Origin of the sequence: Peribacillus sp. NJ4 (genome assembly GCF_030348345.1) — a bacterium.
GTDB lineage: Bacteria > Bacillota > Bacilli > Bacillales > DSM-1321 > Peribacillus.
The window spans coordinates 154,951-179,438 of sequence record NZ_JAUCFQ010000002.1; the positions used below are offsets into that span (position 1 = coordinate 154,951).

The following is a 24,488-nucleotide window of genomic DNA, read 5'->3' on the forward strand; positions in this document are numbered from 1 at the left end:
ACTTATGAATTACACTACATCGTAGTGTATACTTAATTTATCAATACTTAAAATATCTGTTTTATCTTTTTACTATATCTTTTAGATATGATGGAGGTTTCATCTTGGATATTCGACAGTTAAAATACTTTGTCACTATAGCAGAAGAAGGTAAGATCACGACAGCTGCAAAGAAATTAAATATTGCTCAACCCCCTTTGAGCAGACAACTCAAACAAATGGAAGAAGAGCTAGGCGTCATTTTATTTGATCGAGATAACAAAAGTCTTAATTTAACCTTGGAGGGGGAAAGATTACTTCTTCGAGCAAAAGAACTTTTAAATAAACTTGATGAAACAATGGTAGAAGTTCAAGAATTGAGGAAAGACAACAGTGGGATTTTATCTGTTGGATCCAATCTTTATTGTGCATCTTTAATTCTTTCCAAGGTGGTAGATATTCGTGAGAAAAATCCTGGTCTTACTTTCAAAGTATGGGAAGGTGAAACGATTCATCTCATGAAAATGTTATCTAAACGTCAGATTGAGATTGCGATAACAAATAGTCCAATAACGGAAAAAAGTATCTCTCAAATGACATTGGAAATTGACCCATATGTGCTTGTTTTGCCTGAAAAATGGACGTGGAGTGGATCAGAACAATGCAGGTTAGAGGAAATCATCGATTTGCCATTGATTCTTCTGCGACCAAACTATGGTTTAGGTGCGTATGGACAAATTGTCAATGAATTTCAACGGTTAGATTTAGAACCAAATATACTGTGCGAATGTCAGGATTTAATTATGTTACTTGGTCTCGTTTCATCGGGGTTTGGTGCAACGATCTTACCGCTCTCGTTATTATCCCTCCATTCATTGGGAGGATTGAGAGTCATTCAGCTAAAGGATCAGACCTTAATATCTGAACCCAAAGTAATTTGGAGGAAGAATAGTTATTTATCAAAAGCAGCAAAAGAATTTTTAAAACTTTTTTAGACACCAAAATTATTTACTCAAAAGTAAAAGACTTCAACGTTGAAAAATGGCAAAAATGGCAAATAAAATGAAACAGGTATTAGTTTTGACTGTGGTAAAGTAGATCTTTAAATGAAAAATAAAATATATCATGGTTTTATAACCTCATTTAGATTCGTTATGGGGAACCGTATCATAAATAAATGAGGTTCTTAAATAATCTATATTAAATGAATATCCGCCCACTTTATAGGCTTCTAAAAATTCTTACTTATGCTCAGGATGAAAAAGTTACATTAAACTTAAAACTACTCCCCTTTAAAGGAGACAGATTTATTTTCTAACCAGGCTGCTGGACGGGACTCAAATCATAATAGTTTTTATGTTAGTTCTAAAATTGACTGCAAACGTAAATTCAGATGCTCTCATTCCCCGTCTTTGGAGAAACATGGAAGTTTGAATCACTTTATCGAAACTCCCATGTTTCTCCTGGACTAATAAACCCACAGCATCCATCACGATAGAAAATTTATCAAGAACCAGGCACTACAAAAAATTTTCATCATATATAGGTGATATCCGTTCGGATTTGATGAGGAGGATATCATGCAACCTATGTTACCTATGGAAAAATATTTTGGGCAGTTTGAACTGGTGCATGCTTTTTATGGGGCTATGCCTACAGGTGTCAGCGTTTCCGAAACCGGTCGTATTTTTGTATGCTTTCCGAAATGGGGAGACGACGTTCAATTTACTGTGGCGGAAATTGTTGAGGGTGAATTGCAGCCTTATCCCAATGTAGAAACCAATTTGGTTAATACTGGTAATATTACGATGTCTTTCGTCAGTGTCCAAAGTATCGTTGCTGATGGAAGAGGAACACTTTGGGTACTAGATACAGGGGCACCAAATTTTTCTGAACCTATTCAAGGGGGAGCAAAATTAGTTGCTGTTGATTTAAGAACGAATACAATAAGGAGAGTATATACCTTTACAGAAGATGTTGTCTTGCCAACAACTTATCTGAATGATGTCCGTTTGGATTTTCGGGTTGGAAGAGCAGGCTATGCATATATAACGGATTCTTCTTCCAGAGGGCCAGGGGCTATTATCGTCGTAGATTTAGAAAATGGGAACGCGTTTAGACGGTTAAATGGGGCAATATCAACTTCACCTGATCCCTATTTTTTACCGAAAGTAGAAGGTGAAACTTTGATGAATCGAAACCCGGACGGCTCGACTTTCCCATTTAGATTGGCTTCCGATAGTTTAGCGATTTCTCCTGATGGAAAGGTTTTATTTTATGCTCCGCTAACCAGCCGTCAGCTGTTCTCGATCTCAACAGAAGCCCTAAGAGACAGAAGGATACAGGACCTGAATTTATCCCAATATGTGCAGTATTGGGGGGAAAAAGGTGCGTCTGATGGAATGATTACCGGCGCAAAAGGAACCGTTTATGCGGGAGACTATGAAAACAATAGTATCCGGAAGATATTGCCGAATGGCGCAATGGAAACCATCGCACATGACCCGAGAATTTTATGGCCGGATACTTTTTCGATTGGCCCCGATCAATACTTATATGTCATTGTGAATCAATTACATCGGCAGGCGAGATTTCATTATGGAAGAGACCTGCGGGAAAAACCATATAGTTTACTTCGTATGAGAATTGATGAATTCCCTGCTCCTACCTTTTCATAGTAATAGAACGAACAGGCTGAAAATCGGAGCTGTCTTTAAGGCAGCTTTTTCTTATGCAGCAAAAAGGGCAGGTAAGTGAAAGAATAAATTCTAAACAGGACTATTGATTAAGTACGTAGTATTTACAAAGTAGAATGTAAAAAGAGGGGGTTAATCTTTTTGGAATTTTATAGATTTGACAAGGAAGTAGGAAAAAATATTTCTCATTTTAATTCAAATTTCATTATGTCTCGAATTGTAAAAACAGAAAAACCCACACAAATTGGTTGTATGCATTTAGAAGCTAACGGAATTGTAGGTTTCCATCAAGCTGTTATTCCACAATTACTCATTGTTGTAGATGGGGAAGGGTGGGTTCGTAGTGATGATGAATTAAAAGTAAATATAAAAGCTAACGATGTGGTCTTTTGGGAAAAAGGCGAAGGACACGAAACAGCAACTGCCACTGGACTAACTGCAATTGTAATTGAGTCTGAAGAATTAACCCCTTCTAATTTTATGCCAATTAAAGAACATAAATAAAAAAATCTTGTTGAACTAACGGGTGCGTTAGTTCATTAAGAAGAAGTAAAAAAAGTCGATTCCTTAACTAACGGGTACGATTCTTCATTAAGAAGGATTGCTTTTTCTTATGCAGCTAAAGGATCAGGTTAGTAGAATAAGGTTTTTGGAACTTTTTAAAGTAATATCCTCTAAAAATAAGGGGGAGGGCGATAAAATGTGGTGTGTTTTTATTGGTATAACACTCCTTCTTTTGGTAATTGCAGGATGTCAATCAAATAATATTGAGGAAGTAGAACTTATTTATCGTTTAAAGTTATTCCCCCATGGCAAAAATGTTTTAAAAAAGAGGTGATTTATTATAGCTACTATTAAAGTTAATGATAATGGTTCATTACGTGTATCAGGGAATGTAGAGCTAGTCGATGGTGAAGGGAATAAAATTTAAACAAAAGAAGCCTTTTCCCTATGCAGATGTGGACTTTCCGATAATAAACCTTTTTGTGACGGATCCCACAAAAGTAATTTCGAAAGCGTAGTTAGGGCAGAATAAAGCTAGTGGGACAGAAGCTGTAGGGCACCCTTTTGGGAAATCGAACCCCAAAAAAAGCCGCCCGATTCATTTTTCTTTTACGAAAGAGTATGTTGTTGAACTATCGGGTGCGTTAGTTGAGAACCGGGGCTGCCATTGGGTGGCCTTTTTGCTTAATGAACTAAAGGGGCGGGATAGTTCATTACAGTTTATAATACGAGTAGACTTTTATTTAGATTGAGGAGATAAAACAATGCGTTCTTTCTTGAGAAAAGAATTTTGGGATGACAGAAATAAACCTATTCTGTTTTTACAGTGGGTTTTGGTAATCTTTGCAACAATATTATATTTCCAAACTTATGACAGTATAGATTATTTTCACTCTGGAATTTTAAGACTAATTGCAGGAATAATCACCCTACTAATAAGAATTGAAAACTACATTGTAAAAAAAGAGAATATATATTTTGGTTTATTCTAACGATAATGTTTTGTGGAATGGGGATAGACATATTAATCAACTAACGGGTGCGTTAGCTGAAGATCGGAGCTGTCTTTAAGGCAGCTTTTTCTTATGCAACTATCGGTGCAGGTTAGTTCAAAAAAAGGGAACTTTTACCTTTTTGGTTCGTATAAAAAAGTATCCGGAAATAAAGTGTCCTTTGGGGGTAAAAAGGTGGATTATGGATTATTGGTAATTGGTATAGCTCTTTTACTTGTGTCGTACTTAGTAGCTGTGAAAAAGCAAACCTGGTTGTTAGCAGGATTTAATGAAAAGATGATAAAAAATAAGTCCTTATTAGGCACAGTAACAGGTGGAACTTTTTTTCTACCGTTAGGATTGTTAGTAGTCGTCAATAGTTTTATTGACTATCCTTATGAATTAACGGTTTTTATCATTGCTATGTTGATTTTATTAACCATTGTGTACGTATTTATCAATAGAAGGTTACTTGATTAATCCAACCAAAGGTACTATAGCTTTAATGAGCTGTGACGATCACGATCAGCTCTTTTCTTATGGAACTAGCGGGTGCGTTAGTTCATTAAAAGATAAAAGGAGAGTACATATTATACATCGTTAATATGTGCTCTCCTTTATTTATTAGGGTTTTTATAATTAAGGTCTTGATAAGCTCCGCATTCCGTCTTTCGTAGAATATATATAATCAAATAAAATAGTGAAGGTGATTTTACTTTGTCTGAAGAAATTCCAGAAGAAAAAAAGGAATATGACAGCATAATTATTTATGACTACGAAGATTATCCTGACATCGTTAGTGGTCGCTGTGACAATTGCGGTAAAGCTCAGTTTGAAAGTGCGGTTAAGAACTATGTATGTGTGGCATGAAGAAATCGATTTAAACATATTAAGAAAGAAGTAAAATTAGTAAAACACAACAGCTTATTATAGATTGGATCATCTACATTACAATTATAAGAACTTGCTATAATATACCACTAAAAAAAGCAATGTATCTCTAGTTTGAGAAATTCATTGCTTTTTTCTATTTGCCCGTACCGCTGTGTAATCTGTCTGTTTTCACATCCATGAGTTGACTTTATTGTTGAGGAAGGTTTAGGGCTGTATTTGCTGTATTTAAATCAACTTGTAATTGTTCACTTAAATCATGTGGATGATAGTAACCTTTTGAAATCATATAGTTACTTATCTCTCCGTGTCTTTCTACAGCGACACGAAGCTGTTCTCTTAAGGCTGCTTTCAATTCAGGTGTTTTTGTTTCCGTAATGGCAAATGCAATATTTCTAATTCCTGATTTTGCGGATATTAAGAAGTCCGACGCAATAACCTGATCAGTCATGCCACCCATACCCGCCATATTTTGCAAAAAATTTGTCATTACTGTTCCCCTCGATTCGTCAGAATTTCCTGCAGTTTTTGAATATCTTGTGTACCAGTGCTCATGTCTTTTAATAGAATATTTTGTAGTTCTGTATCCTGTACTAAACTGCTCATTGTAGAGGACTTTGTTAGACAAAGACTCTTGAAAGTTAAAATTTCGTGCGCCTCTAAAGTCTCATGCAGACCTAAATTCTTCGTCATGATTTTTCACTCCATTTCTTTGAGAATTCACCTACATATCTTTTGTAATACAAAAGTTTTTATACATCATCATTTGCAAAGGTAACGTGTATTTTGCGAAATAAACTACCTATCGGTCAATATTCCGTATAACTAACAGATGAACTGGGAAAGGTATTTTTGTTATATAGATTAGGGAGGTGAACGTATGGAAAATGAAAGCTTGGCATTTCATGAAACCATGGAAACGCATGAAATTTTAAATTTTAAAACAATAGGTTTAATGAGATCAAAATTAATGCAAGGAATTTGCTTTGACAATGACTTAAAAGCATTAATGGAAAAAGACGTACAACAATCTATAGCTGCTATAAACGAGCTAAAGGGATTTTATACACAAGCCCGAACAAACTATGAAAAATGAGGTGAAATTTAAATGGAAATGGATTTTTTAGATCCTCAAGGCGCTGAACATATGCCGGAAATGGCTGATTCCTCTTTCGCGCTAGATTTTCTACTCTCTATCAAAAGTGGGATTCATACTTATGGTATTGCATTATCTGAAACAGCGAATCCCGCATTGAGAAAAGCATTGTACCAGCAAATGGAGCAATCTATTGACTTACATGGTGAGTTAACCGATTTAATGATCAGGAAGGGCTGGCTTTATCCGAACGATGTAGGTAAACAGGTGGAATTAGATTTGAAATCAGCCGATATGGCGGTTAGTATCGCTGGGATGAATCTTTTCCCGAATGATACTGACAGACTCGGCATGTTCGCAACGCCGAATAAATAAAGGAGGAAAAGCATCATGAAAGCCGTAACTTACCAGGGCAATAAAAATGTACAGGTTAAAGAAGTTAAAGACCCTAACATCAAAAATTCGGATGATATTATTGTAAAAATCACTACTTCAGCGATTTGCGGCTCCGATTTGCACTTAATTCATCAATTAATTCCCAATATGCCTACAGATTATGTGATTGGTCATGAGCCGATGGGGGTTGTTGAGGAAGTTGGACCAGGGGTAACTAAGTTAAAGAAGGGAGACCGGGTCATTATCCCCTTTAACGTTAGCTGCGGGAGCTGCTGGTATTGCGACCACGACCTTACAAGTCAGTGCGATAATTCAAATCCTCATGGGGAAATGGGTGGTTTTTTTGGATACTCAGAAACAACTGGTGGGTATGCGGGCGGGCAAGCTGAATATATGCGTGTTCCTTATGGAAACTTTACCCCTTTCAAAATCCCAGAAGACTGCGAGGTAGAAGATGAAAAATTGGTGTTGCTCGCTGATGCAGCATCCACAGCATTCTGGAGTGTAGATCACGCAGGTGTCAAATCTGGCGATACGGTTATCGTTTTAGGCTGTGGTCCTGTAGGTCTACTTACTCAAAAATTCGCTTGGTTTAAAGGGGCGAAAAGAGTGATTGCTGTCGACCATCTCGATTATCGTTTAGAGCATGCAAAAAGGACGAATAAAGTCGAAACCGTAAATTTTGCACAATATGAAAACACTGGCGAATACCTTAAAGAAATCACTAAAGGTGGTGCAGATATCGTTATTGACTGTTCCGGGATGAGTGGCAAAATGACTCCGATGGAATATCTTGCATCGGGTCTTAAATTACATGGGGGAGCCATGGGAGGGATTGTAATTGCGTCCCAAGCCGTGCGTAAGGCGGGAACCATACAAATAACAGGCGTTTATGGCGGCCGTTATAATGGATTCCCCCTAGGAGATATTTTCCAAAGAAACGTGGATATTAAAACCGGACAGGCTCCTGTTATTCCTTATATGCCCTACCTTTATAAACTAATATCAGAAGGAAAAGTAGATCCTGGCGATGTTGTAACCCATGTACTTCCAATTGACCAAGCAAAGCATGGGTATGAAGTATTTGATACAAGGACAGATGGATGTATTAAAGTGGTCCTTAAGCCATAAAGATGGTTGTTTTCATTTGGAAAAATAGATTTAACTTCAATGAGTGTTGAAATTATGGAAAACTTATCTAATAAATTAAATTAAGCAATAATTAGAAATAGGATTTCACTAATTTTTCAATGTTTTTGGGTTGATAAAAGAAGCAGATTGTGAAGGTTTGTACTTAAACTAACGGGGCAGGTTAGTTCCATAAGAACTTCTATGGCGGCGATCCTAGCCGCCACCATCTACCACGAAAATCTCTTTTAGTAATACGATTAATGGTTTCCGTAAACTTACCCGATGAGTAAACACTTGGATTTACTCCAGCAAAGGCAACCAGTTTTTTCGGATGATTAAACCGAACGATTTCACCAATTTCAGAGATAATCGTGGCTGCGATTTTTTCTCCTATACCGGAATCGATTGGATAATCTTATATTCTTCCATTTCATTTGCCAAGGTCACTATACGATCTTCCAAATCAGAAAGGTGTCCCTGGTAATGAAAAAGCAACTCAATATACATACGAAGATTGATTACGTGACTTTCATACACGTTTTTTTTGAAATGGATTTCGAGATGCGGAATCCATCATTTTTTTTGATTTTTCCCATGCCCATTCACTCGATCGGCTAGAACAGAACTCTATAACACTCTCTGCAAGTCTACTTTCTCCGGCTGTTAATACCGCCTCTGAAGTAGGATGTTCCTTTAACATCAATAAAGAAACCTTCGAATATAGATCCCCAAAAAACCTTCCGGTATTCAGGAAACACTTGATCTAAAATGGTGTGAAACTGAAGTTTAGCTTCCACATACATATTCGTTACGATTTCCTGTTGTGTTGACAAATTCCGAAGGTCTAAAAGCTGAATCCCTCTAATTTTATGAGGTTCACCTTTATAATACAGCACACACAACTGGTACGCAGCGATTGCGTCTGTTTTTACCTTACGTAAACTGGTTTTCTTTTCCTGATAAGAAATAATCGGATTTAGTAAGATATATAGAATTCCTTGTTCCGCCAAGTATTGAATAACGGGAGTATGGTAATGCCCTAGATTCTAAAATGACCATAGGCATTAGCCCTGTCACCTCTTCAACTTCTTTTAGAAAGTCTAAAAAATGATCTAATTCCTCTTTGATATGCTTCATTGAAAAGCTCTTCCCATACGGTTTAAATTGCCTGAACTTGACTCTCTCCTTTTGCCACATCCAGACCAACAACTGGATTCATTGTTTTTTCCTCCTCTACTTACTAATCAGTACCCCTAGTCCTCCATGTAGTCCCAACCAGCCTCAAACATGTTTCTACAAGTAGGGGCGGACAGTTTATAGTTCACGGGATCAATTTCTACGCACCCGTACGTCCTACCCTGGCTACTGATAGAATAGGTTCTATTAAAAAAGATCAACAGTAACTTTTACTGGCCGACCTTATAATACGAACGCACCTGTTAGTTGAACAAGACTTAAGAATTTAGTTGTTTAAAATTTGTGTTTGTAAACCCAAATACGTCAACGTCTTCATATAGTTCAGCCTGATAGATATGTTGTTTTATTGAACCTTCATTTTTTATTCCAAGTTTTAACATAACTTTGCAGCAGCTGGGTTTTTAGATATAGCCATTGCCCATATACGATTAAGGTTTAACTGTCCGAAACCAAATAGAACAATTTCTTTGGTTGCTTCTGTAGCATAAGCTAGTTCCCCTTTATTATGTTGCTGATCAACCCGAATTGTCATTCCATCATCAAATAGGTTCCCTTCCTTTTATGTCTATAGATGTTGATTAAAATATAAATTAAAAAGAGGAAATAATTAAAAATTAAATCAGAAAATAAGAAATTGATTAGATTTTAAATCAATATATCAAAAAAACTAGCGGAATTGGCTGTCAATATCTGTGTAGTAAATTGGCGCGAATCTTGCTTAAGTAATATGTAAATTGATACTTTTCAGACGTTATTCAAGAAAAAGGAGTGTTTACATACTTATGAAAAACATGGGGGCGTTCAATATGCTGTAGATAGAAGCCGTTGCAAGTCCGTCTACAATAGTGTTGATAACGTGATGACTTAACGTCGTCCAAAGCTATTAAAGGCTATTATCAGACTGAAATGCACACAAAGCATAGTCAAAAAAAATCAATACAATTGAAGGTAAAGACCTAATAAGCAGAAAATTGATTAAAGCCAAATGATAAAATTTACTGCTAAATTTTAGTGGAATAGGGAGAGAATTGGATGTCGAATTCACCTGAAACAAATGGCATGGATCGTATGAGACCAATCGCTATGAATGAAAGGTCAATGAGTTGGTTCTCTACTTTATTTCTTTGGTTAGGCTCTAATGTTGTAGTAACCACAGTATTTTCTGGCATGCTGTTTGTTCCTGACATGGCATATCCAAAAGCGCTTACAATAATTATAATCGGAACGTTAGTAGGTGGAATACCATTAATTTTAATGGGGAATATAGGGACTCGCACCGGCTTACCCACCATGATATTGGCTCGAGGAGCCTTCGGTCAGCGAGGAGCAGTATTGCCTACAGCCGTGAACACTCTTGTTCTCATCGGCTGGAGTTGGGTACAGGCATATATGGGGGCTCTGAGCCTAAATCAAGCGGTATTTTATTTGACAGGATACACCAATATTAATTTATTTACGATTCTAACTGAAGCGCTAGTTGTTCTATTGGCTATGTACGGCCACCGTGTAATTGAGAGCGCGGAAAAATTTATCGTTAGTTTAATGGTTATACTGGTTGTTATCGTTTTTGGTTATATGTTTATTAAATTTGATGCAGGAAGTTTAATTCAAATGACAACAATTGATAATACGTCCATAACTGCTATAGTGGCATTTGATATTGTAGTTGCAACTGTTTTTTCCTGGATGCTTATGGTAAGTGATCATAATTGCCATTGTAAAACAGAAAAAGGCGGTATGATTGGAACTTATTTTGGGTTTAGTACCGCAACAATTATTGCGATGACACTTGGGGCAACTGTCTCTGGATTTTCACTATTGAATAATATGACACGAACGTATGACCCAACTGTTTTAATCGGAGAATCCAATCCTGTTTTTGGTCTTGTTGCTGCGCTAGTTATCTTCATCTCTGTTGTATCAACGAACACAATGGTTTTATATAGTGCCACGATTTCTTACTTAGCGATTTTTAAGAAACAGCGATTCTGGAAAGTTGCGCTAACAATAGGAATCATTTGTATATGCGGTGCCCTGCTTAAAGATTGGTTACTTTCGAATTTCCAAGGCTTCCTAATAATGATCGGAAGTCTTTTTATACCAGTTGTATCTATTATGTTGACAGATTACTACCTTCTTAAACGCAGCCTGTATGATGCTTCTGAGATTATTTCTGGCGAGAACAAGCTTTACTGGTATCGGAATGGGATTAACTATGTTGCTTATATTTCTTTTATTATCGGAGCTGGATTCTCTTATTACTTTACCTACGTACAACCTCTTTCCATAGGAACTACAATAGTAACCTTCCTGCTTACCTGCGTAGTTTATTCAGGGCTAATGAAAGTTACGGGAAAAATCAGGGTGCAGGAAGAAAGCAAAGAATCTGAAGTCATATAAAAAATAACAAATAAATATGCGTGTGACGCAGAAAGGGAGGCATAGTTATGCTTAAAATTGAAAAAATTGTTGATTTATCACTCCAATTAACGAATGATACACCTATTTATCCTGGAGATCCTGAACCGAACATTAGTGTTGCTACAACTCTAGAAATGGACGGGTATAATCTTCTTCATATACATCTTGGTTCACAAACAGGCTCTCATGTAGATGCACCATACCATTTTATTAGTGAGGGCCAACGTATTGATGAATCAGATTTGCGTTTATTTATTGGGATTGGAGTAATAATTCCAGTAACAGAAAAAGGGGAGGAAGAAGCTATTACCCTGAAAGATGTGGAACCTTACTTGGATCAACTCGCTTCTGGAAAAATCGTTTTGTTTTATACAGGTTGGTCACGATATGTAGCGAAGGAATCATTTTTTCGTCATCCTTATGTTCATGAAGATGTTATTCATGAAATGATAAAAAGGGGAATTCGTACATTTTTCATCGATACAATCAATATCGATCGTACAGGTGGTACAGAATTTCCTATCCACGATGCAGTGGCCAAGGTAAACGGAATCATCGCGGAAAATCTAACTAATTTTGGAGCGATAGATTTTCCTAATCCTCTCATCAGCGCTTTTCCTTTACGGATTGTAGGTGCGGATGGTTCACCTGTACGAGCGGTAGCAATGAAAGTTGATTATAAAATCGTTACACAAAAAAATTGATAGATAAGGATTCGATCTCCTTACTTTCAAGCTATTAATAAAAATTATCCTCAAATAATGTCAGGTCATAAAAGTATCCTAAGAAGGTAGTAAGTACCTTTATACCAATTTTGGACACTATTACTACACAAGGAAACTTCAGCATGCTATGTTTCAGCTACCGAAGTTGTAGAGGATTTAGCTGATTAATAAATAAATTTTTAGGGAGAGTGCATCATTTGAAAAAACTATTAGAAAAATGCGACCAATTATACATTAACGGACACTGGCTGAAGGGTGAAGGAGAAAAAAGAGTTCTGTCCAATCCAGCTAATGAGGAATTTTTGACTGAAATACACGAAGCGAGTGTTGAACAGGTTGAACTGGCCATACAGGCAGCTTTCGATGCTTTCCGAACAAACGATTGGGCAATCAATAAAGGAAAAAGAATTGAAACTCTGAAAAGAATAGCCCAACGCTTGGAAGACGCAAAAGACGATTTGACTAAATTGGAAGTTATTAATACAGGCAAGCCATATAATGAAGCAAAACTAGACATAGATGATTCAATTGCATGTTTGCGCTATTATGTGGATTTAATAGTTGAAAAGCAGCCAAGGCGTATCAAAATGGAAGATGGGTCTGTCAGTGAAGTTCACAAAGAACCTATCGGTGTCTGTTCGTTAATTGTTCCTTGGAACTTTCCATTTTTACTTGGGATGTGGAAAATTGCACCGGCTCTAGCAGCTGGAAATACAATCGTGTTTAAACCCTCAGAAATAACTCCTATATCATCAATTCTGTTTACAGAACTGTTAGATCAATGCGATGTGCCGGATGGTGTGTTTAATTTAGTTTTAGGTGCTGGTAAGGGACCCGGTGAAGCTCTGGTGACTAGCGATAAAGTGGATAAAGTCTCATTTACTGGTGGTTCGGAAACTGGAAGAAAAGTTATCGAATTATGTGCTCAATCGTTTAAACGGGTATCTTTAGAGCTTGGCGGAAAATCACCTTTTCTTATTTTTGATGACGTGGATGCTGATTTAGCAGCTGAATTGGCTATTTATGGTGCATTTTTAAATCAAGGGGAGGTTTGTGTGGCCTCTTCCCGATTACTTGTGCATGAAAACCTTTATGAAACATTTTTAGGAAAACTTAATGAAAAGCTTCAAAAATTGAGAATTGGTGACCCATTTGACGAAAATACGGAAATGGGTGCCATTATTTCAAAAGAACATTTGGCCAAAATTGAGCGGTATATTTCCATTGGAAAAGAAGAAGGAGCAACCCTATTATTCGGTGGAGAGCGTTTAAATCGCAAAGGTCTATTTATCACTCCGGCAGTGTTTACGAACGTAAAACAAAATATGAGAATTGTGCAAGAGGAAATATTTGGTCCAGTTGTAACAGTGCAATCTTTCCGCACGGAAAAAGAAGCCATTGAATTAGCAAATGATACGAAATTTGGCCTTGCTGCGGGGATTTTATCTGGTAATCAGGAACGAGCACAAAAAATAGCTGGGGAACTTAAAGCGGGAACGATTTGGATTAACAGCTATCATACACCATACGTGGAAGCGCCTTGGGGAGGGTACAAACAAAGCGGAATTGGGAGAGAGCTTGGCCCAGAAGGATTGGACAGTTTTTTGGAAACAAAACACGTAAATACACAAAAAAGTGTAGAATCACTTGGTTGGTATAAATTTTAGGGTTAGAAGTTCTTCAAAAAGAAAGAATACTACTTTATATTTATATTTCATTGCGGTAATACCTATTGAGTGTTACCGCTCTTAAACGCCCTTTCTGCCCCGTTTCTTATGGAACTAACGGGGCAGGATAGTTGAATAACAGGTACAGAAATCAGTATGAAATCCTTACTTCAATGCAGGAAGTAAGGATTTTTTGTTGAACAAATAAAATTAGAATATTATGGATTTTTTGTTGAACAAATAAAATTAGAATATTATGGAATTTTTATGTGAATAGGAGAGTTTAATATGTCGTTTATGATGGTTAAAAAAGAATTTAAGCTTGTTGGATTAAAAGGTAGTGGGGAGTTTGTTAACTTTGGTAATTTAGTACCCTTGCTTGCAAAGCAACTATTAAGTCGATCAAACGAAATCCTAAATCTAACAGAGAATGAAATTGCATTATTTGAGCCTAAAAAGGATGAGGAGCATAGGATAGGTCATTATTATGTAGGGTTAATTGTGAGTGAGAAATTAAATGAAGTACCAACAGGAATGGATTATATTGAAATAAATAAAAGTTACATAACTACAAGAGGGAATATATCTAATTTGGGAGAACTTCATTTGAATTTATTGAATTGGGCAGAAGAACAAGGTTATCAAAGAAATCTCGATTCTTATATTATCGAGACATATCACCCTATGGGGGAAGGAGATGAAGAAGTACAGATTTATTTACCAATTCAAGCTTAAAAAACAAATCGAAAGTCTTCTTCAACAAACGGGTAGTTTAGTGAAAGAAAATAAGGGTCATTTTTTTATGGACCTCGAGTAGTTTACAATTATGAAAAAGGATTTGCCCAATTTGGAATAACAAAAGTTGGTGAAAGAATGTACTTAAGCTAACGGGTGCGTTAGTTGAACAAGAATTACACATTAAAGACCAAAAACACTTGGGTACTCAAGTGTTTTTTATGCTAATTATATTGTTATTTAATCTGCTATTTAACTTGCCAATTCGTATGTTATTTACTTTGTTATTTGGCTTTTTCTCCACGTTATCTGAACTACTTACTAAAAAGCTAGGGTTCTGCCCAACAATTCCACGTTCCTATGAAGTTATGAATAAATTATGCATTAATGATTAAAAAGTAATAACAGATGGAAGTTATTTGGCATAAAATCCCTATCCCCCATCTTAAAATTATTTCAGAGTTGAATACAAAATATCAAAATTGAAATTTAATTGTAAAATTTACCTCTATCAAAGTATAATTAACTGAATATTTATATTATTTTTTATATTGGCGCAACAATTGCATATAAGAATATATCTACCATTTTAAGGAGGCTCAAATATGCAAGAAAATCTGAATAAAAAAATTGGAGGTTCTGCGTCAGAACATTATGATAGTGATGCTGCACAACTGGCATCGCTTGGATATGAATCTGAATTTCGCCGCGACATGAGTCCGTGGGCAAACTTTTCGCTAGGGTTCACTTATCTTTCACCTGTAGTAGGTGTGTACTCACTATTTGCATACGCACTTGCGCAAGGTGGCCCACCTATGATTTGGAGTTTTTTCATCGTTGGACTCGGACAATTACTAGTCGCACTTGTCTTCAGTGAGATTGTTGCGCAATACCCTGTTGCAGGAGGAGTTTATCCTTGGGCACGAAGACTATGGGGGCGCAAGTGGGCGTGGATGACTGGCTGGGTTTACTTAATGGCCTTGCTTGTGACGATTGCCAGTGTCGCGTACGGAGCTGGACCTTATCTAGCACAAGTTTTGGGTTTTGAAGTATCGGTGGACTCTGCGATTCTTTGTGCAGTAGTCCTTCTTGCACTATCGACTATCATCAATTTTCTTGGCACAAAGGTTCTCGCGGCTGCTGCAGTTATTGGTTTTGCTGCTGAACTTATCGGTGCGCTTGTAGTTGGATTTTGGTTGCTTATCACACAAAGGGTGCACGGTCTTGATGTGCTCTTTGATTCTTTTGGTGCTCAAGGTAGTCATAGCTACATGTATGCATTTGCAGCAGCTGGATTAATTGGAATTTTTCAATATTATGGGTTCGAAGCCTGTGGTGATGTTGCTGAAGAAGTACCGAATCCAGGTGTTCTTATCCCAAAGGCAATGCGTCGGACCATTTACATTGGCGGTGCTGCAGCAACTTTTGTTTGCCTTGCTTTAGTACTATCAGTTGCTGATATCCCAGCAGTTATCGCTGGTAAGGACGTAACGCCTGTTGATACCTTACTAAACGATGCATTTGGTGCTGTTGGCGCGAAGATTGTACTGGGTATTGTGTTGATTTCTTTCCTTTCATGTGTAATGAGTTTACAAGCGGCAGCAAGCAGACTTGCCTATTCGTATGGCCGTGATGACATGATTGTAGGAAGCCGATTGTTAAAGAAATTTTCGGCTGCTCGTCACATTCCACCTTATGCGCTGCTTCTTGCCGCAATTGTCCCAGCCCTCATTGTGCTTGGATCAAAAGTGTCTACAGATGCGCTCACAAAGGTAATCAGTTTTGCGGCATTTGGCATTTATCTTGGATTCCAAATGGTTGTCTTTGCTGCACTTCGAGCTAGACTAAAAGGATGGAAGCCAAGTGGTAAGTATCAATTGGGCAAGTGGGGACTGCCCGTCAATATTGGTGCGCTTGTCTACGGAATCATCGCAATGATCAACATGTGTTGGCCAAGAACGCCAGATGCACCTTGGTATGATAACTATATCGTGCTCGTTTCAGGAGTCATAGTTGTAGGTATTGGTTTACTGTATATGATGATTCATCGTAGCTACGGACATAGCAATGTGCCGTATAATGTTGCGATACCGAAAAAATATATCTCTCATAAAAACAAGCGCAATGACATGTCAATGTAGGTTTGTTGCTAACTCATATTAGCCACTCTAAAGGGTTTTCCTTCTTCACTTTTTTTATTCGTAAAAATCTCATAAACTTTGATTACCAGAAATTATATTTTCACTCGTTTTTTTTTCACGCATCCCGTAAACTAGACTGGACACTCACATATTAAAACAGAAGGGTTCGAGATCTTTTAAAGATTCTCGAACCCTTCTGCTTATGTTCAATTATTCTATCAACGCAGACTTACATTTTACTAATTTTTTATTCATCCCCATCCGTCCTTCCATTGGCGAAAGTTAATGGACGTAATCGGTTTTTCTTTTCCAGTCATTTCACTATACATATAATCGATTCCTTTGATCATTGCGTAGAAGGTTACAACAGGGATTATCAATGCAGTCGTAAAAGGTATCATTCCTTATCCCTCCATTTATCCAATTCTTCATCATTCACGTTAATGGCATAACTTCTGCCTTCCTTCTTCAAATACCCTTCATTTACTAATTCCACCATCATGGCATGAACCTTATTATTCCCTAAACCTATCAATCTTGCTAACTCATTTACTCGGAGCTCACCAGTGTTTGCGATCCAGCGTTTCAGCTGGTCAATTGGTTCTTCTTCTTTGACCTCTTGAATTTCACCCTCCACAACAACCCCGTCAAACAGATGAATAAGCTTATCAAAGATATCCTCCTCCTCTTCCTTATTCAGTGTTAATACTGGGGCTTGGAATCGTTTAAACTCATTCTTACTGCCCTCAATCTTAGCGATACGGTCACAAAGTAACGGGTGCGTTAATTGAATAAGGAAAAGCAAAGACCACAAAAATTGTTGTCTTTTTTTTGCTCAAAAATCAACAATTTACTTTAACAGAGCCAAAATTTAAAATTGAAAATTTTACAATTACATTCTTTGAGTTGTTGTGGTAAATGAGGTCATTTTGAGGTCAGCATAAATAAAAAGGGATAGATTTCTATCCCTTTTGTTTCTACTTGTTTTAATGATCAACATCTTATTAAATACTATATAAACCCCCCTATAAAATAACATTTATATGGAATTACATATAACCGAAGCAGCCTTTTTTAAATTGTTCTAACTGGCAGGTTAGTGAAAGAGGAATTCGCTTTCAAAACTAGCATTTAAATTAATAACTAATGGGATAGGAAGGAGATTCTTATGATAATAAAGGGTTTTGGAGGAATCTTTTGGAGGACTAAAAATCTAGAGGATATAAAAAAATGGTAAAGTAAAGTCCTAAAAATTGAAATTGAAAATTGGAATGGTACCATTATTACACCACAATCAGGCAATGAAACTATCTTTTCCTTCTTTTCTGAAAATGACCGCTATTTTCCAACAGAACAACAAGTGATGTTAAACTTTCAAGTTGAAAATTTGGATGACAGTATCAAACATATAGAAAAAATGGGTGTTCCCCTTGTTATGGAAAAGACGATTAATGAATTTGGAAAGTTTATTTGGATTGAAGATCCAGAGGGAAGACGTATAGTGCTTTGGGAGAAGTAATAGGATAATAATAAATTTTGTTGTTGAACTACCATGAAAATAAGTTTCTTTAATAATGAAAAATGACAATACTTAAGAAGACCCTGCTCAATCGTTTAAAAAAAGAGGAGAGCGTTAATTAGTCTATGGATTAGGGTTGACTGGATTAAGGTCAGTATCAGTATGGACACTTCCCAACCATTTTCATTCTTTGTGGTGGATCGCCGATTTTTGCGATTCATGGATGGCTAACGGGTGCTTTACTTCTATAAGAGAGTTGCTTTGGCAGCTCATTTTCTTATGGAACTAAAGGGGCAGGTTAGTTTAATAGTGAAACGGTTTTATTGGTAAATCGTATATAATATGTAAGATTAAATGGGGAAGTGAATTGTTTGGAAGTGTTATTTAGTTTTGTTGTGGGTGTTCTTTTTCTAACCGTTGGCATTATTGCGTTTTTCCCTCATCCTAAATTACCTTGGATAATGAGATTTTTAATTATATTTATTGGTGTGGGTTTTATTTTGTACTCATTATTAAGATTGTTCGGGCTACTTTCTTCTTAAGCTAACGGGTGCGTTAGTTGATTAAGGATCACAAAAATAATCTATCTTTTTTATAAAATAATCAAGAAGATTAAAAATATATGTTGTTCGAAAAAGGGGAGGGTATAGATTGCTTTCCCCTTTGTGTATACAGATAAATTTGTATGACTGTATTGTTTATAATGTACTCGATTTTGTATCTCAAAACAGTTTAGAGATTGAATTGGTGCGGTTTTGAGTGGATTAATAACTCTATGTACTCAAATTCATGTCCCCAATGTACTTATCTTTGTGTCTTCGTACAATTGGAAAAGCCCTTCTCTGGAACAGGCATTTTTTCTACCTTTAATAAGAACGTTAGTTCGTATATAATAAATAAAAAGGAGGGATCTTTCTGATGAGTACAATTCGTGATAGAGGGCTCGTTAAATGGCAAGCAGCGCTGATTATGCCAGAACATAAAGCTTTAAATAAAAAAATGGGTGAGGTTGATTACTTCCTAAATAAAAAACCTGTCCTAGATGAATACCAGGTTGAAGAATTTGAAAACAACATTCATTATGCGATGGAATATCATTTACCGATAAGTTTTAGATTGCATAACGATGGAAATCCAATTGAACTGCATGGATACTGTGTGTATATTGATCCTGTCACGAAAGAGTTAAGTATTCAGAAGAAAGATAGTTTCTTTGAGAAAATTAAATTTAATGAAATTATTAATGTAATCGTTGAGGATTAAAACATTATTTATACATATTCTGTAGTGCGTCATGAACACAAAAAAGCTTCACACAATTAAGTGTGAAGCTTGATGTAATAGCGATTCTTCGCTATTGGTGATACCGGTGGCCGGGGTCGAACCGGCACTCCAGAGGAACACGATTTTGAGTCGGGCTAAAAAATGTTAAATTCCCCATTTGCGGAAATCGATATCCCTTAAAAACCATCATATTTCTCCCTCTTTTTGAACCGCGCAATGGGGAAACAAGCAAAAATTAGTCTCAGAACTATGAAAAACCACCAAAAAAACAGTAAATTCCTAATCAAATGGCAACCCCAAAGAGAACCACAAGCATAGAATTTCCAGATTCAGTGCCACTATGGTTTGATACTTATATCTTTCCGCTAAACTCCCACAGCCCAAGCTGCCCTTTTGCAGGAATATATTCATCGAGCATCCGCATGTCCTCAATTTCCCAGGCATAGCCGCCAACTCTGTAATCCCCTAAAAACAAGTCGTTCCCTGAAATAACCCGACTATCTTCTAAGACCGCCCAGTTTCCATTGTTTTCTTCTATTTTCAAACAGTTTTTCAGCTTGCAGACTCCAATTATCATTCCGGTCGGCAGATTATCTTCTGTATACCCATGCTTAGCCAGCAGCTCGGCAACTCCATCCAGTCTACAGGCGGGCTTATCTACTTTTTTGCTCGTATGAATAGCAAGAGGACCCCGATAATGCGTTCTCCAAGTCCTTGTTTCATATTCGGCTTCCCTAAGGACAAATAAGCTTGCCCAAGGCTGGATCATCGACAGTACTTTCATTATTAATCCCCCTGATCCTGACATCATTAAGTTAATTGGTTATATAGTTCCCTTGAATAAGGATAATATAGACTGTATCTAGATTTAATGTTCTCTTTTGCCATAAAAAGACAGCTAACCAAAATGTACGCTGTCCTCGTGGTCCTAACTATATTTTGTTGCAACACTAAGTGCATGTGGACATAATAGATGCTAGTGCATTATTTTGGCAGTTCTACAGTAAACGGTTCTAACTTTTCACTGTCGATAAAGCTAGAAAAATCGAATTGTAGAACAGTTTTCTCCTGCTTAAAATCAGCTATTTAAACAAAACACTCAGAGATCTTTCACTCTGAGTGTTTTGTTATGCCAATTGTAATGTTATTTACATTGATAATTCGGTTGCTAAATCTGTTTCGATTTTGCTCTCTAAATGCGTTTTTGTACTTTAAAACCGAACTACTTATTAACTTGTGGAAGTCTTTTTCCTGAGACCTTTTATTTGGGGGAAAGTTAATTCGTGAATAAGTTACAAATTTTCTTATCAACTTAAGGTATATACAAATTAGAAGAAGGTGTATTATGGCGAAAAATTGTTATCGGTTATTCACCATCATTTCTTTAAGCATGGCGTTATTAATAATGTCATCCTGTAGTCAATTACAACGAAAAGAGGAATACAATAAGAATAAAACTCCTCGTGAAGTTTTAGGTTTCTACACAGAACAGGAAGGAACGTATCCAGGGTCTCAACCTACAGTTAACTCGCAATTCACCAGTTTAAGCATCATTGCACCCTTTTGGTATAAGCTTGATGATAAACGTCCAGGCAGTCTTATAGTTTCCGTTACAGCAGATCATAAGATAAAGGTTATTCAGAGTGCTCATAAAAAACACCTGAAGGTATATATGGTTGTACATAACCTCTTCTATGAAACCGTGGAGAAGGGCAAGCAGGTAGCTAGTAATGTACTCGAAAACGATAAGAACCGCAATGTTTTCATTCAGAACTTACGCAATGAAATGAATCAGTTAGAATATGACGGTATTAATATTGACATGGAAAATTTGTATTTGACTGACCGAGATTCCTTTAGTCTGCTGATAAAAAAATTGTCTGATGCTGTGCATCGTGATGGAAAAGTAGTTACGGTTTCAGTCCCTGCAAACACAGGTGATTCCCGTGCTAATCCCTGGTCACGGTGGTTTGATTACGAAAAGCTTGGTCTATATTCAGATGGGTTAATGATTATGACATACGATGAACACAACCCAAGAACAAAACCCGGGTCAACAGCATCAGTCAATTGGACAGAAGCAACGATTCGTTATGCTTTGAAACATGGCGTACCACCATCAAAAATTTTACTCGGTATCGCTGGGTATGGATGGGACTGGGATACGACAGCAGACAAAGCCTTGTATAGCTCCTACGCACAGTTAATGGATCAGAGAACAAAATATAAAGCTAAAGTTATATGGGAATCCCGTTCGCAAACACCTCATTTCAGTTACGTTGATCATAATCATCATAGCCACCAAGTTTGGTTTGAGAATAGCGATAGTCTGCGGTTTAAGTTAAACCTAGTAAAAAAATATAACTTGCGGGGAATCGGGATTTGGCGGCTCGGCTTAGAAGACCCAAAGTTCTGGACCACTATACCCGAGGAAATAAAAGTAAAAAAGTGATGAATGGTCCTCTAAATCCTGAACTTGTTTAATTGTGAAGATTTGTACTTAAACTAACGGGTGCTTTACTTCATTACCAGGAGTTGATCAGCAGCTCCTTTTCTTATGCAACCAACAAACGGTGCAGGGCAGGTTAAAGAAGGGATTTGGACTACGAAAAAAAGACATTCTGTTTTCAAGAATGTCTTTTTTTAATTTATTATTGTATTTTATGTTTTTCTTTTTCAACAATATCCTTAGCAATATCTTCAATGGTTATATTTTCCAGTACCTTTTCCATAGCAAATTGAGCTGCTGACAACACAGGAGTGATCGAATCTTGAATGTTCCTGCCCACAAGGCAATCAGGGTGCGGATTTTCATGCACACTAAACAATTCTTTTTCCTGCACAACATCGACCGCCTTATAAACGTTAAGTAATGTTATATAAGAAGGTTCCTTGGCTAGTTTTGCCCCGGCAATACCAGGTTGTACTTCAATTAACCCTGCCTTTTTTAACATACCCATAATTTTTCTTATCAAGGTTGGGTTCGTGTTTACGCTCCCCGCTAAGAACTCCGATGAGCTTATTCCCTCTTTATTTAATTCAATAAGAGCTAATATATGAACACCAACGGTAAATCGGCTGCTGATGGACATATCATTCACCTACCTTTTACTTCATCGCAAAGTTTATTACACAGATTAATCATGTATTTAATTTGATTACAACGTATTATACCTTAAAATTTGAAGAAAATATAAAAGGTTTATAAATTGGTTGACAAGACAACTACATGTATCTATTATAAATACATGTATTAGATATAGATACAGGTTAATGGATGTTTAATTTGAATATAAAAAATTATTGGAGGAATACCAAATGAAAATATTAGTAACAGGAGCAACAGGAAAGTTGGGAACGAAAGTTGTAGAAACCTTATTGAAAACTGTACCAGCTAATCAACTGGCTGTAAGTGTGCGAAATCCAGAGAAAGCTGAAGAATTAAGAACTCGCGGAGTAGACGTACGTCAAGGAGATTTTGATCGTCCAGAAACATTGGATACAGCTTTTGCAGGAATTGATCGCTTGTTAATTATTTCTGCGGATGGAGACAATGAAACAAGGATACGTCAGCATTCAAATGCGGTAGTTGCGGCAGAGCGTGCTGGAGTTAAATTTATTGCTTATACTAGCTTGGCCAATGCAAAGGAAAGTAAAAATTTTCTTGCTCCAACGCATCAGGCAACAGAAGAATCCATTCTGAAAACAGGCATTCCATACTCCTTCTTACGCAACAACTGGTATTTGGAGAATGAAATTTCAAGTATTCAAGGTGTTCAAGCAGGAGCTCCTTGGGTGACATCAGCAGGAAATGGCAAGGTAGGATGGGCACTACAACAAGATTATGCAGAAGCTGCGGCATCGGTACTATCTGGTAACGGACACGAAAATACAATCTATGAGCTTTCTGGCAAGTTATTGACTCAGGAAGAACTTGCATCTGCAGTTGGTAATGTATTGGGTAAAGAAGTACCTGTTCAACAGGTTGATGATGCTACTTATGCTGATATTATGAAAAGTGTTGGCTTACCTGATTTCCTTATTCCTATGCTCATTGATATCCAAAAAGGCGTTCGAGAAGGCACCCTTGAAGTAGAAAGCAATGATTTCGAAAAACTTCTTGGACGGTCAGCTACACCAATTAGTGAGGGCTTAACTCAAATCATTAAAGGTATCTCTTAAACAGCATAATTGAACTTAATTTAAATTAGAAAGGTCGGTCGGTTTTAAATATAAGAATCATGCAACGCCAATAAGAGATTACTTGTATTCAATATGTAAAATGTTCATGGGGAAGGTTGCTAAGGCAGCCTTTTTCTTATAGAGCTAAAGGGGCAGGATAGTTGAATAACAGGTACAGAAATCAGTATGAAATCCTTACTTCAATGCAGGAAGTAAGGATTTTTTGTTGAACAAATAAAATTAGAATATTATGGATTTTTTGTTGAACAAATAAAATTAGAATATTATGGAATTTTTATGTGAATAGGAGAGTTTAATATGTCGTTTATGATGGTTAAAAAAGAATTTAAGCTTGTTGGATTAAAAGGTAGTGGGGAGTTTGTTAACTTTGGTAATTTAGTACCCTTGCTTGCAAAGCAACTATTAAGTCGATCAAACGAAATCCTAAATCTAACAGAGAATGAAATTGCATTATTTGAGCCTAAAAAGGATGAGGAGCATAGGATAGGTCATTATTATGTAGGGTTAATTGTGAGTGAGAAATTAAATGAAGTACCAACAGGAATGGATTATATTGAAATAAATAAAAGTTACATAACTACAAGAGGGAATATATCTAATTTGGGAGAACTTCATTTGAATTTATTGAATTGGGCAGAAGAACAAGGTTATCAAAGAAATCTCGATTCTTATATTATCGAGACATATCACCCTATGGGGGAAGGAGATGAAGAAGTACAGATTTATTTACCAATTCAAGCTTAAAAAACAAATCGAAAGTCTTCTTCAACAAACGGGTAGTTTAGTGAAAGAAAATAAGGGTCATTTTTTTATGGACCTCGAGTAGTTTACAATTATGAAAAAGGATTTGCCCAATTTGGAATAACAAAAGTTGGTGAAAGAATGTACTTAAGCTAACGGGTGCGTTAGTT

General features: G+C 36.7%; 26 protein-coding genes and 3 pseudogenes. 21 read left to right on the top strand and 8 right to left on the bottom strand.

All coding sequences use genetic code 11. The features are described from left to right. The first annotated feature begins 104 nt into the window (after positions 1-104). From QUF94_RS25855 to QUF94_RS25890, 8 genes and pseudogenes are all read left to right on the top strand, one after another. Positions 105-974 (top strand): LysR family transcriptional regulator, encoded by an 870-nt coding sequence (locus tag QUF94_RS25855; RefSeq protein ID WP_289318605.1) that lies wholly within the window; start codon positions 105-107, stop codon positions 972-974. 585 nt (positions 975-1,559) lie between these two features. After that, positions 1,560-2,657, top strand: coding sequence for an L-dopachrome tautomerase-related protein (locus QUF94_RS25860; RefSeq protein WP_289318606.1), 1,098 nt, complete (start codon positions 1,560-1,562; stop codon positions 2,655-2,657). A 159-nt stretch (positions 2,658-2,816) separates the two neighbouring features. Then, complete coding sequence (locus QUF94_RS25865) at positions 2,817-3,179, top strand: cupin domain-containing protein (protein ID WP_289318607.1); 363 nt, start codon at positions 2,817-2,819, stop codon at positions 3,177-3,179. Between the two features lie 109 nt (positions 3,180-3,288). Further along, the gene (locus QUF94_RS25870; RefSeq protein WP_056529687.1) at positions 3,289-3,513 is read left to right on the top strand and encodes a hypothetical protein; all 225 of its coding nucleotides are present in this window, start codon (positions 3,289-3,291) and stop codon (positions 3,511-3,513) included. Between the two features lie 3 nt (positions 3,514-3,516). Continuing rightward, positions 3,517-3,711 (top strand): annotated as a pseudogene (locus QUF94_RS25875) (CDGSH iron-sulfur domain-containing protein). Between the two features lie 232 nt (positions 3,712-3,943). Then, positions 3,944-4,171 (top strand): hypothetical protein, encoded by a 228-nt coding sequence (locus QUF94_RS25880; RefSeq protein ID WP_289318608.1) that lies wholly within the window; start codon positions 3,944-3,946, stop codon positions 4,169-4,171. 195 nt (positions 4,172-4,366) lie between these two features. After that, positions 4,367-4,651: a DUF3784 domain-containing protein gene (locus QUF94_RS25885; protein WP_289318609.1), complete on the top strand. Its 285-nt coding sequence runs from the start codon at positions 4,367-4,369 to the stop codon at positions 4,649-4,651. 237 nt (positions 4,652-4,888) lie between these two features. Next, the gene (locus QUF94_RS25890) at positions 4,889-5,041 is read left to right on the top strand and encodes a DUF8096 family protein (RefSeq protein WP_289318626.1); all 153 of its coding nucleotides are present in this window, start codon (positions 4,889-4,891) and stop codon (positions 5,039-5,041) included. Between the two features lie 211 nt (positions 5,042-5,252). On the opposite strand, the gene QUF94_RS25895 is transcribed toward QUF94_RS25890, so the two are convergent. Beyond that, the gene (locus tag QUF94_RS25895) at positions 5,253-5,552 is read right to left on the bottom strand and encodes a spore coat protein (protein WP_289318610.1); all 300 of its coding nucleotides are present in this window, start codon (positions 5,550-5,552) and stop codon (positions 5,253-5,255) included. Then, the gene (locus tag QUF94_RS25900) at positions 5,552-5,755 is read right to left on the bottom strand and encodes a hypothetical protein (RefSeq protein WP_098371985.1); all 204 of its coding nucleotides are present in this window, start codon (positions 5,753-5,755) and stop codon (positions 5,552-5,554) included. The genes QUF94_RS25895 and QUF94_RS25900 overlap by 1 nt, the downstream gene beginning before the upstream one ends. A 187-nt stretch (positions 5,756-5,942) precedes the next feature. Here QUF94_RS25900 and QUF94_RS25905 point away from each other — a divergent pair, with 187 nt between their 5' ends. From QUF94_RS25905 to QUF94_RS25915, 3 genes are read left to right on the top strand one after another with little or no spacing between them, the layout of a single operon-like run. After that, positions 5,943-6,158, top strand: a complete 216-nt coding sequence (locus QUF94_RS25905) for a spore coat protein (RefSeq protein ID WP_137020448.1) — start codon at positions 5,943-5,945, stop codon at positions 6,156-6,158. Positions 6,159-6,170: 12 nt separating this feature from the next. Beyond that, entirely contained in the window at positions 6,171-6,533 is a 363-nt protein-coding gene (locus QUF94_RS25910; protein WP_289318611.1) for a spore coat protein, read from the top strand. Between the two features lie 15 nt (positions 6,534-6,548). Continuing rightward, positions 6,549-7,685, top strand: a complete 1,137-nt coding sequence (locus tag QUF94_RS25915) for a zinc-dependent alcohol dehydrogenase (protein ID WP_144553640.1) — start codon at positions 6,549-6,551, stop codon at positions 7,683-7,685. Positions 7,686-7,926: 241 nt separating this feature from the next. Here QUF94_RS25915 and QUF94_RS25920 read toward each other — a convergent pair. Both QUF94_RS25920 and QUF94_RS25925 read right to left on the bottom strand, forming a co-directional pair. After that, positions 7,927-8,904: pseudogene (locus tag QUF94_RS25920) on the bottom strand (IS110 family RNA-guided transposase); the annotation flags it as partial. Positions 8,905-9,255: 351 nt separating this feature from the next. Next, positions 9,256-9,414 carry a GNAT family N-acetyltransferase gene (locus QUF94_RS25925; protein ID WP_289318612.1) on the bottom strand — a complete coding sequence of 53 codons (159 nt, stop codon included), beginning with the start codon at positions 9,412-9,414 and terminating at the stop codon, positions 9,256-9,258. A 500-nt stretch (positions 9,415-9,914) separates the two neighbouring features. Between QUF94_RS25925 and QUF94_RS25930 the strand changes: the two genes are divergently transcribed. From QUF94_RS25930 to QUF94_RS25950, 5 genes are all read left to right on the top strand, one after another. Beyond that, complete coding sequence (locus QUF94_RS25930; protein WP_289318613.1) at positions 9,915-11,282, top strand: purine-cytosine permease family protein; 1,368 nt, start codon at positions 9,915-9,917, stop codon at positions 11,280-11,282. 47 nt (positions 11,283-11,329) lie between these two features. Continuing rightward, entirely contained in the window at positions 11,330-12,007 is a 678-nt protein-coding gene (locus tag QUF94_RS25935) for a cyclase family protein (protein WP_289318614.1), read from the top strand. Positions 12,008-12,225: 218 nt separating this feature from the next. After that, positions 12,226-13,695, top strand: a complete 1,470-nt coding sequence (locus QUF94_RS25940) for an aldehyde dehydrogenase family protein (RefSeq protein ID WP_289318615.1) — start codon at positions 12,226-12,228, stop codon at positions 13,693-13,695. A 288-nt stretch (positions 13,696-13,983) separates the two neighbouring features. Further along, positions 13,984-14,430 carry a GyrI-like domain-containing protein gene (locus tag QUF94_RS25945; RefSeq protein WP_289318616.1) on the top strand — a complete coding sequence of 149 codons (447 nt, stop codon included), beginning with the start codon at positions 13,984-13,986 and terminating at the stop codon, positions 14,428-14,430. A 605-nt stretch (positions 14,431-15,035) separates the two neighbouring features. Beyond that, positions 15,036-16,571: an APC family permease gene (locus QUF94_RS25950; protein WP_057277229.1), complete on the top strand. Its 1,536-nt coding sequence runs from the start codon at positions 15,036-15,038 to the stop codon at positions 16,569-16,571. Between the two features lie 251 nt (positions 16,572-16,822). Here QUF94_RS25950 and QUF94_RS25955 read toward each other — a convergent pair whose 3' ends face one another. Further along, entirely contained in the window at positions 16,823-16,972 is a 150-nt protein-coding gene (locus tag QUF94_RS25955; RefSeq protein WP_214795833.1) for a hypothetical protein, read from the bottom strand. Beyond that, positions 16,969-17,376, bottom strand: a complete 408-nt coding sequence (locus QUF94_RS25960; RefSeq protein WP_289318617.1) for a helix-turn-helix domain-containing protein — start codon at positions 17,374-17,376, stop codon at positions 16,969-16,971. Before QUF94_RS25960 ends, QUF94_RS25955 begins: the two co-directional genes overlap by 4 nt. 366 nt (positions 17,377-17,742) lie before the next feature. Between QUF94_RS25960 and QUF94_RS25965 the strand changes: the two are divergent. Both QUF94_RS25965 and QUF94_RS25970 read left to right on the top strand, forming a co-directional pair. Beyond that, positions 17,743-18,090 (top strand): annotated as a pseudogene (locus tag QUF94_RS25965) (VOC family protein). A gap of 918 nt (positions 18,091-19,008) precedes the next feature. Next, entirely contained in the window at positions 19,009-19,353 is a 345-nt protein-coding gene (locus QUF94_RS25970) for a YolD-like family protein (RefSeq protein ID WP_095396574.1), read from the top strand. 373 nt (positions 19,354-19,726) lie between these two features. Here QUF94_RS25970 and QUF94_RS25975 read toward each other — a convergent pair whose 3' ends face one another. Further along, entirely contained in the window at positions 19,727-20,158 is a 432-nt protein-coding gene (locus QUF94_RS25975) for an ASCH domain-containing protein (protein WP_063577328.1), read from the bottom strand. A gap of 561 nt (positions 20,159-20,719) precedes the next feature. Here QUF94_RS25975 and QUF94_RS25980 point away from each other — a divergent pair. Then, entirely contained in the window at positions 20,720-21,826 is a 1,107-nt protein-coding gene (locus QUF94_RS25980) for a glycosyl hydrolase family 18 protein (RefSeq protein ID WP_230163464.1), read from the top strand. 199 nt (positions 21,827-22,025) lie between these two features. Here the strand turns inward: QUF94_RS25980 and QUF94_RS25985 are convergent, their stop codons facing one another. Further along, the gene (locus QUF94_RS25985; protein ID WP_289318618.1) at positions 22,026-22,466 is read right to left on the bottom strand and encodes an Rrf2 family transcriptional regulator; all 441 of its coding nucleotides are present in this window, start codon (positions 22,464-22,466) and stop codon (positions 22,026-22,028) included. Positions 22,467-22,692: 226 nt separating this feature from the next. Here QUF94_RS25985 and QUF94_RS25990 point away from each other — a divergent pair, with 226 nt between their 5' ends. Continuing rightward, entirely contained in the window at positions 22,693-23,556 is an 864-nt protein-coding gene (locus QUF94_RS25990; RefSeq protein ID WP_144528162.1) for an SDR family oxidoreductase, read from the top strand. Between the two features lie 318 nt (positions 23,557-23,874). Then, the gene (locus QUF94_RS25995) at positions 23,875-24,321 is read left to right on the top strand and encodes a GyrI-like domain-containing protein (protein ID WP_289318616.1); all 447 of its coding nucleotides are present in this window, start codon (positions 23,875-23,877) and stop codon (positions 24,319-24,321) included. Positions 24,322-24,488 lie beyond the last annotated feature (167 nt).

Bases quoted from the DNA above. Each gene is read 5' to 3' on its own strand.
- QUF94_RS25985 (WP_289318618.1), bottom strand. From the start codon at position 22,466: ATGTCCATCAGCAGCCGATTTACCGTTGGTGTTCATATATTAGCTCTT.
- QUF94_RS25915 (WP_144553640.1), top strand. From the start codon at position 6,549: ATGAAAGCCGTAACTTACCAGGGCAATAAAAATGTACAGGTTAAAGAA.
- QUF94_RS25980 (WP_230163464.1), top strand. From the start codon at position 20,720: ATGGCGAAAAATTGTTATCGGTTATTCACCATCATTTCTTTAAGCATG.
- QUF94_RS25945 (WP_289318616.1), top strand. From the start codon at position 13,984: ATGTCGTTTATGATGGTTAAAAAAGAATTTAAGCTTGTTGGATTAAAA.
- QUF94_RS25950 (WP_057277229.1), top strand. From the start codon at position 15,036: ATGCAAGAAAATCTGAATAAAAAAATTGGAGGTTCTGCGTCAGAACAT.
- QUF94_RS25905 (WP_137020448.1), top strand. From the start codon at position 5,943: ATGGAAAATGAAAGCTTGGCATTTCATGAAACCATGGAAACGCATGAA.
- QUF94_RS25900 (WP_098371985.1), bottom strand. From the start codon at position 5,755: ATGACGAAGAATTTAGGTCTGCATGAGACTTTAGAGGCGCACGAAATT.
- QUF94_RS25860 (WP_289318606.1), top strand. From the start codon at position 1,560: ATGCAACCTATGTTACCTATGGAAAAATATTTTGGGCAGTTTGAACTG.
- QUF94_RS25870 (WP_056529687.1), top strand. From the start codon at position 3,289: ATGCAGCTAAAGGATCAGGTTAGTAGAATAAGGTTTTTGGAACTTTTT.
- QUF94_RS25895 (WP_289318610.1), bottom strand. From the start codon at position 5,552: ATGACAAATTTTTTGCAAAATATGGCGGGTATGGGTGGCATGACTGAT.
- QUF94_RS25990 (WP_144528162.1), top strand. From the start codon at position 22,693: ATGAAAATATTAGTAACAGGAGCAACAGGAAAGTTGGGAACGAAAGTT.
- QUF94_RS25935 (WP_289318614.1), top strand. From the start codon at position 11,330: ATGCTTAAAATTGAAAAAATTGTTGATTTATCACTCCAATTAACGAAT.
- QUF94_RS25925 (WP_289318612.1), bottom strand. From the start codon at position 9,414: ATGACAATTCGGGTTGATCAGCAACATAATAAAGGGGAACTAGCTTAT.
- QUF94_RS25995 (WP_289318616.1), top strand. From the start codon at position 23,875: ATGTCGTTTATGATGGTTAAAAAAGAATTTAAGCTTGTTGGATTAAAA.
- QUF94_RS25910 (WP_289318611.1), top strand. From the start codon at position 6,171: ATGGAAATGGATTTTTTAGATCCTCAAGGCGCTGAACATATGCCGGAA.
- QUF94_RS25955 (WP_214795833.1), bottom strand. From the start codon at position 16,972: ATGATACCTTTTACGACTGCATTGATAATCCCTGTTGTAACCTTCTAC.
- QUF94_RS25975 (WP_063577328.1), bottom strand. From the start codon at position 20,158: ATGAAAGTACTGTCGATGATCCAGCCTTGGGCAAGCTTATTTGTCCTT.
- QUF94_RS25930 (WP_289318613.1), top strand. From the start codon at position 9,915: ATGTCGAATTCACCTGAAACAAATGGCATGGATCGTATGAGACCAATC.
- QUF94_RS25880 (WP_289318608.1), top strand. From the start codon at position 3,944: ATGCGTTCTTTCTTGAGAAAAGAATTTTGGGATGACAGAAATAAACCT.
- QUF94_RS25970 (WP_095396574.1), top strand. From the start codon at position 19,009: ATGAGTACAATTCGTGATAGAGGGCTCGTTAAATGGCAAGCAGCGCTG.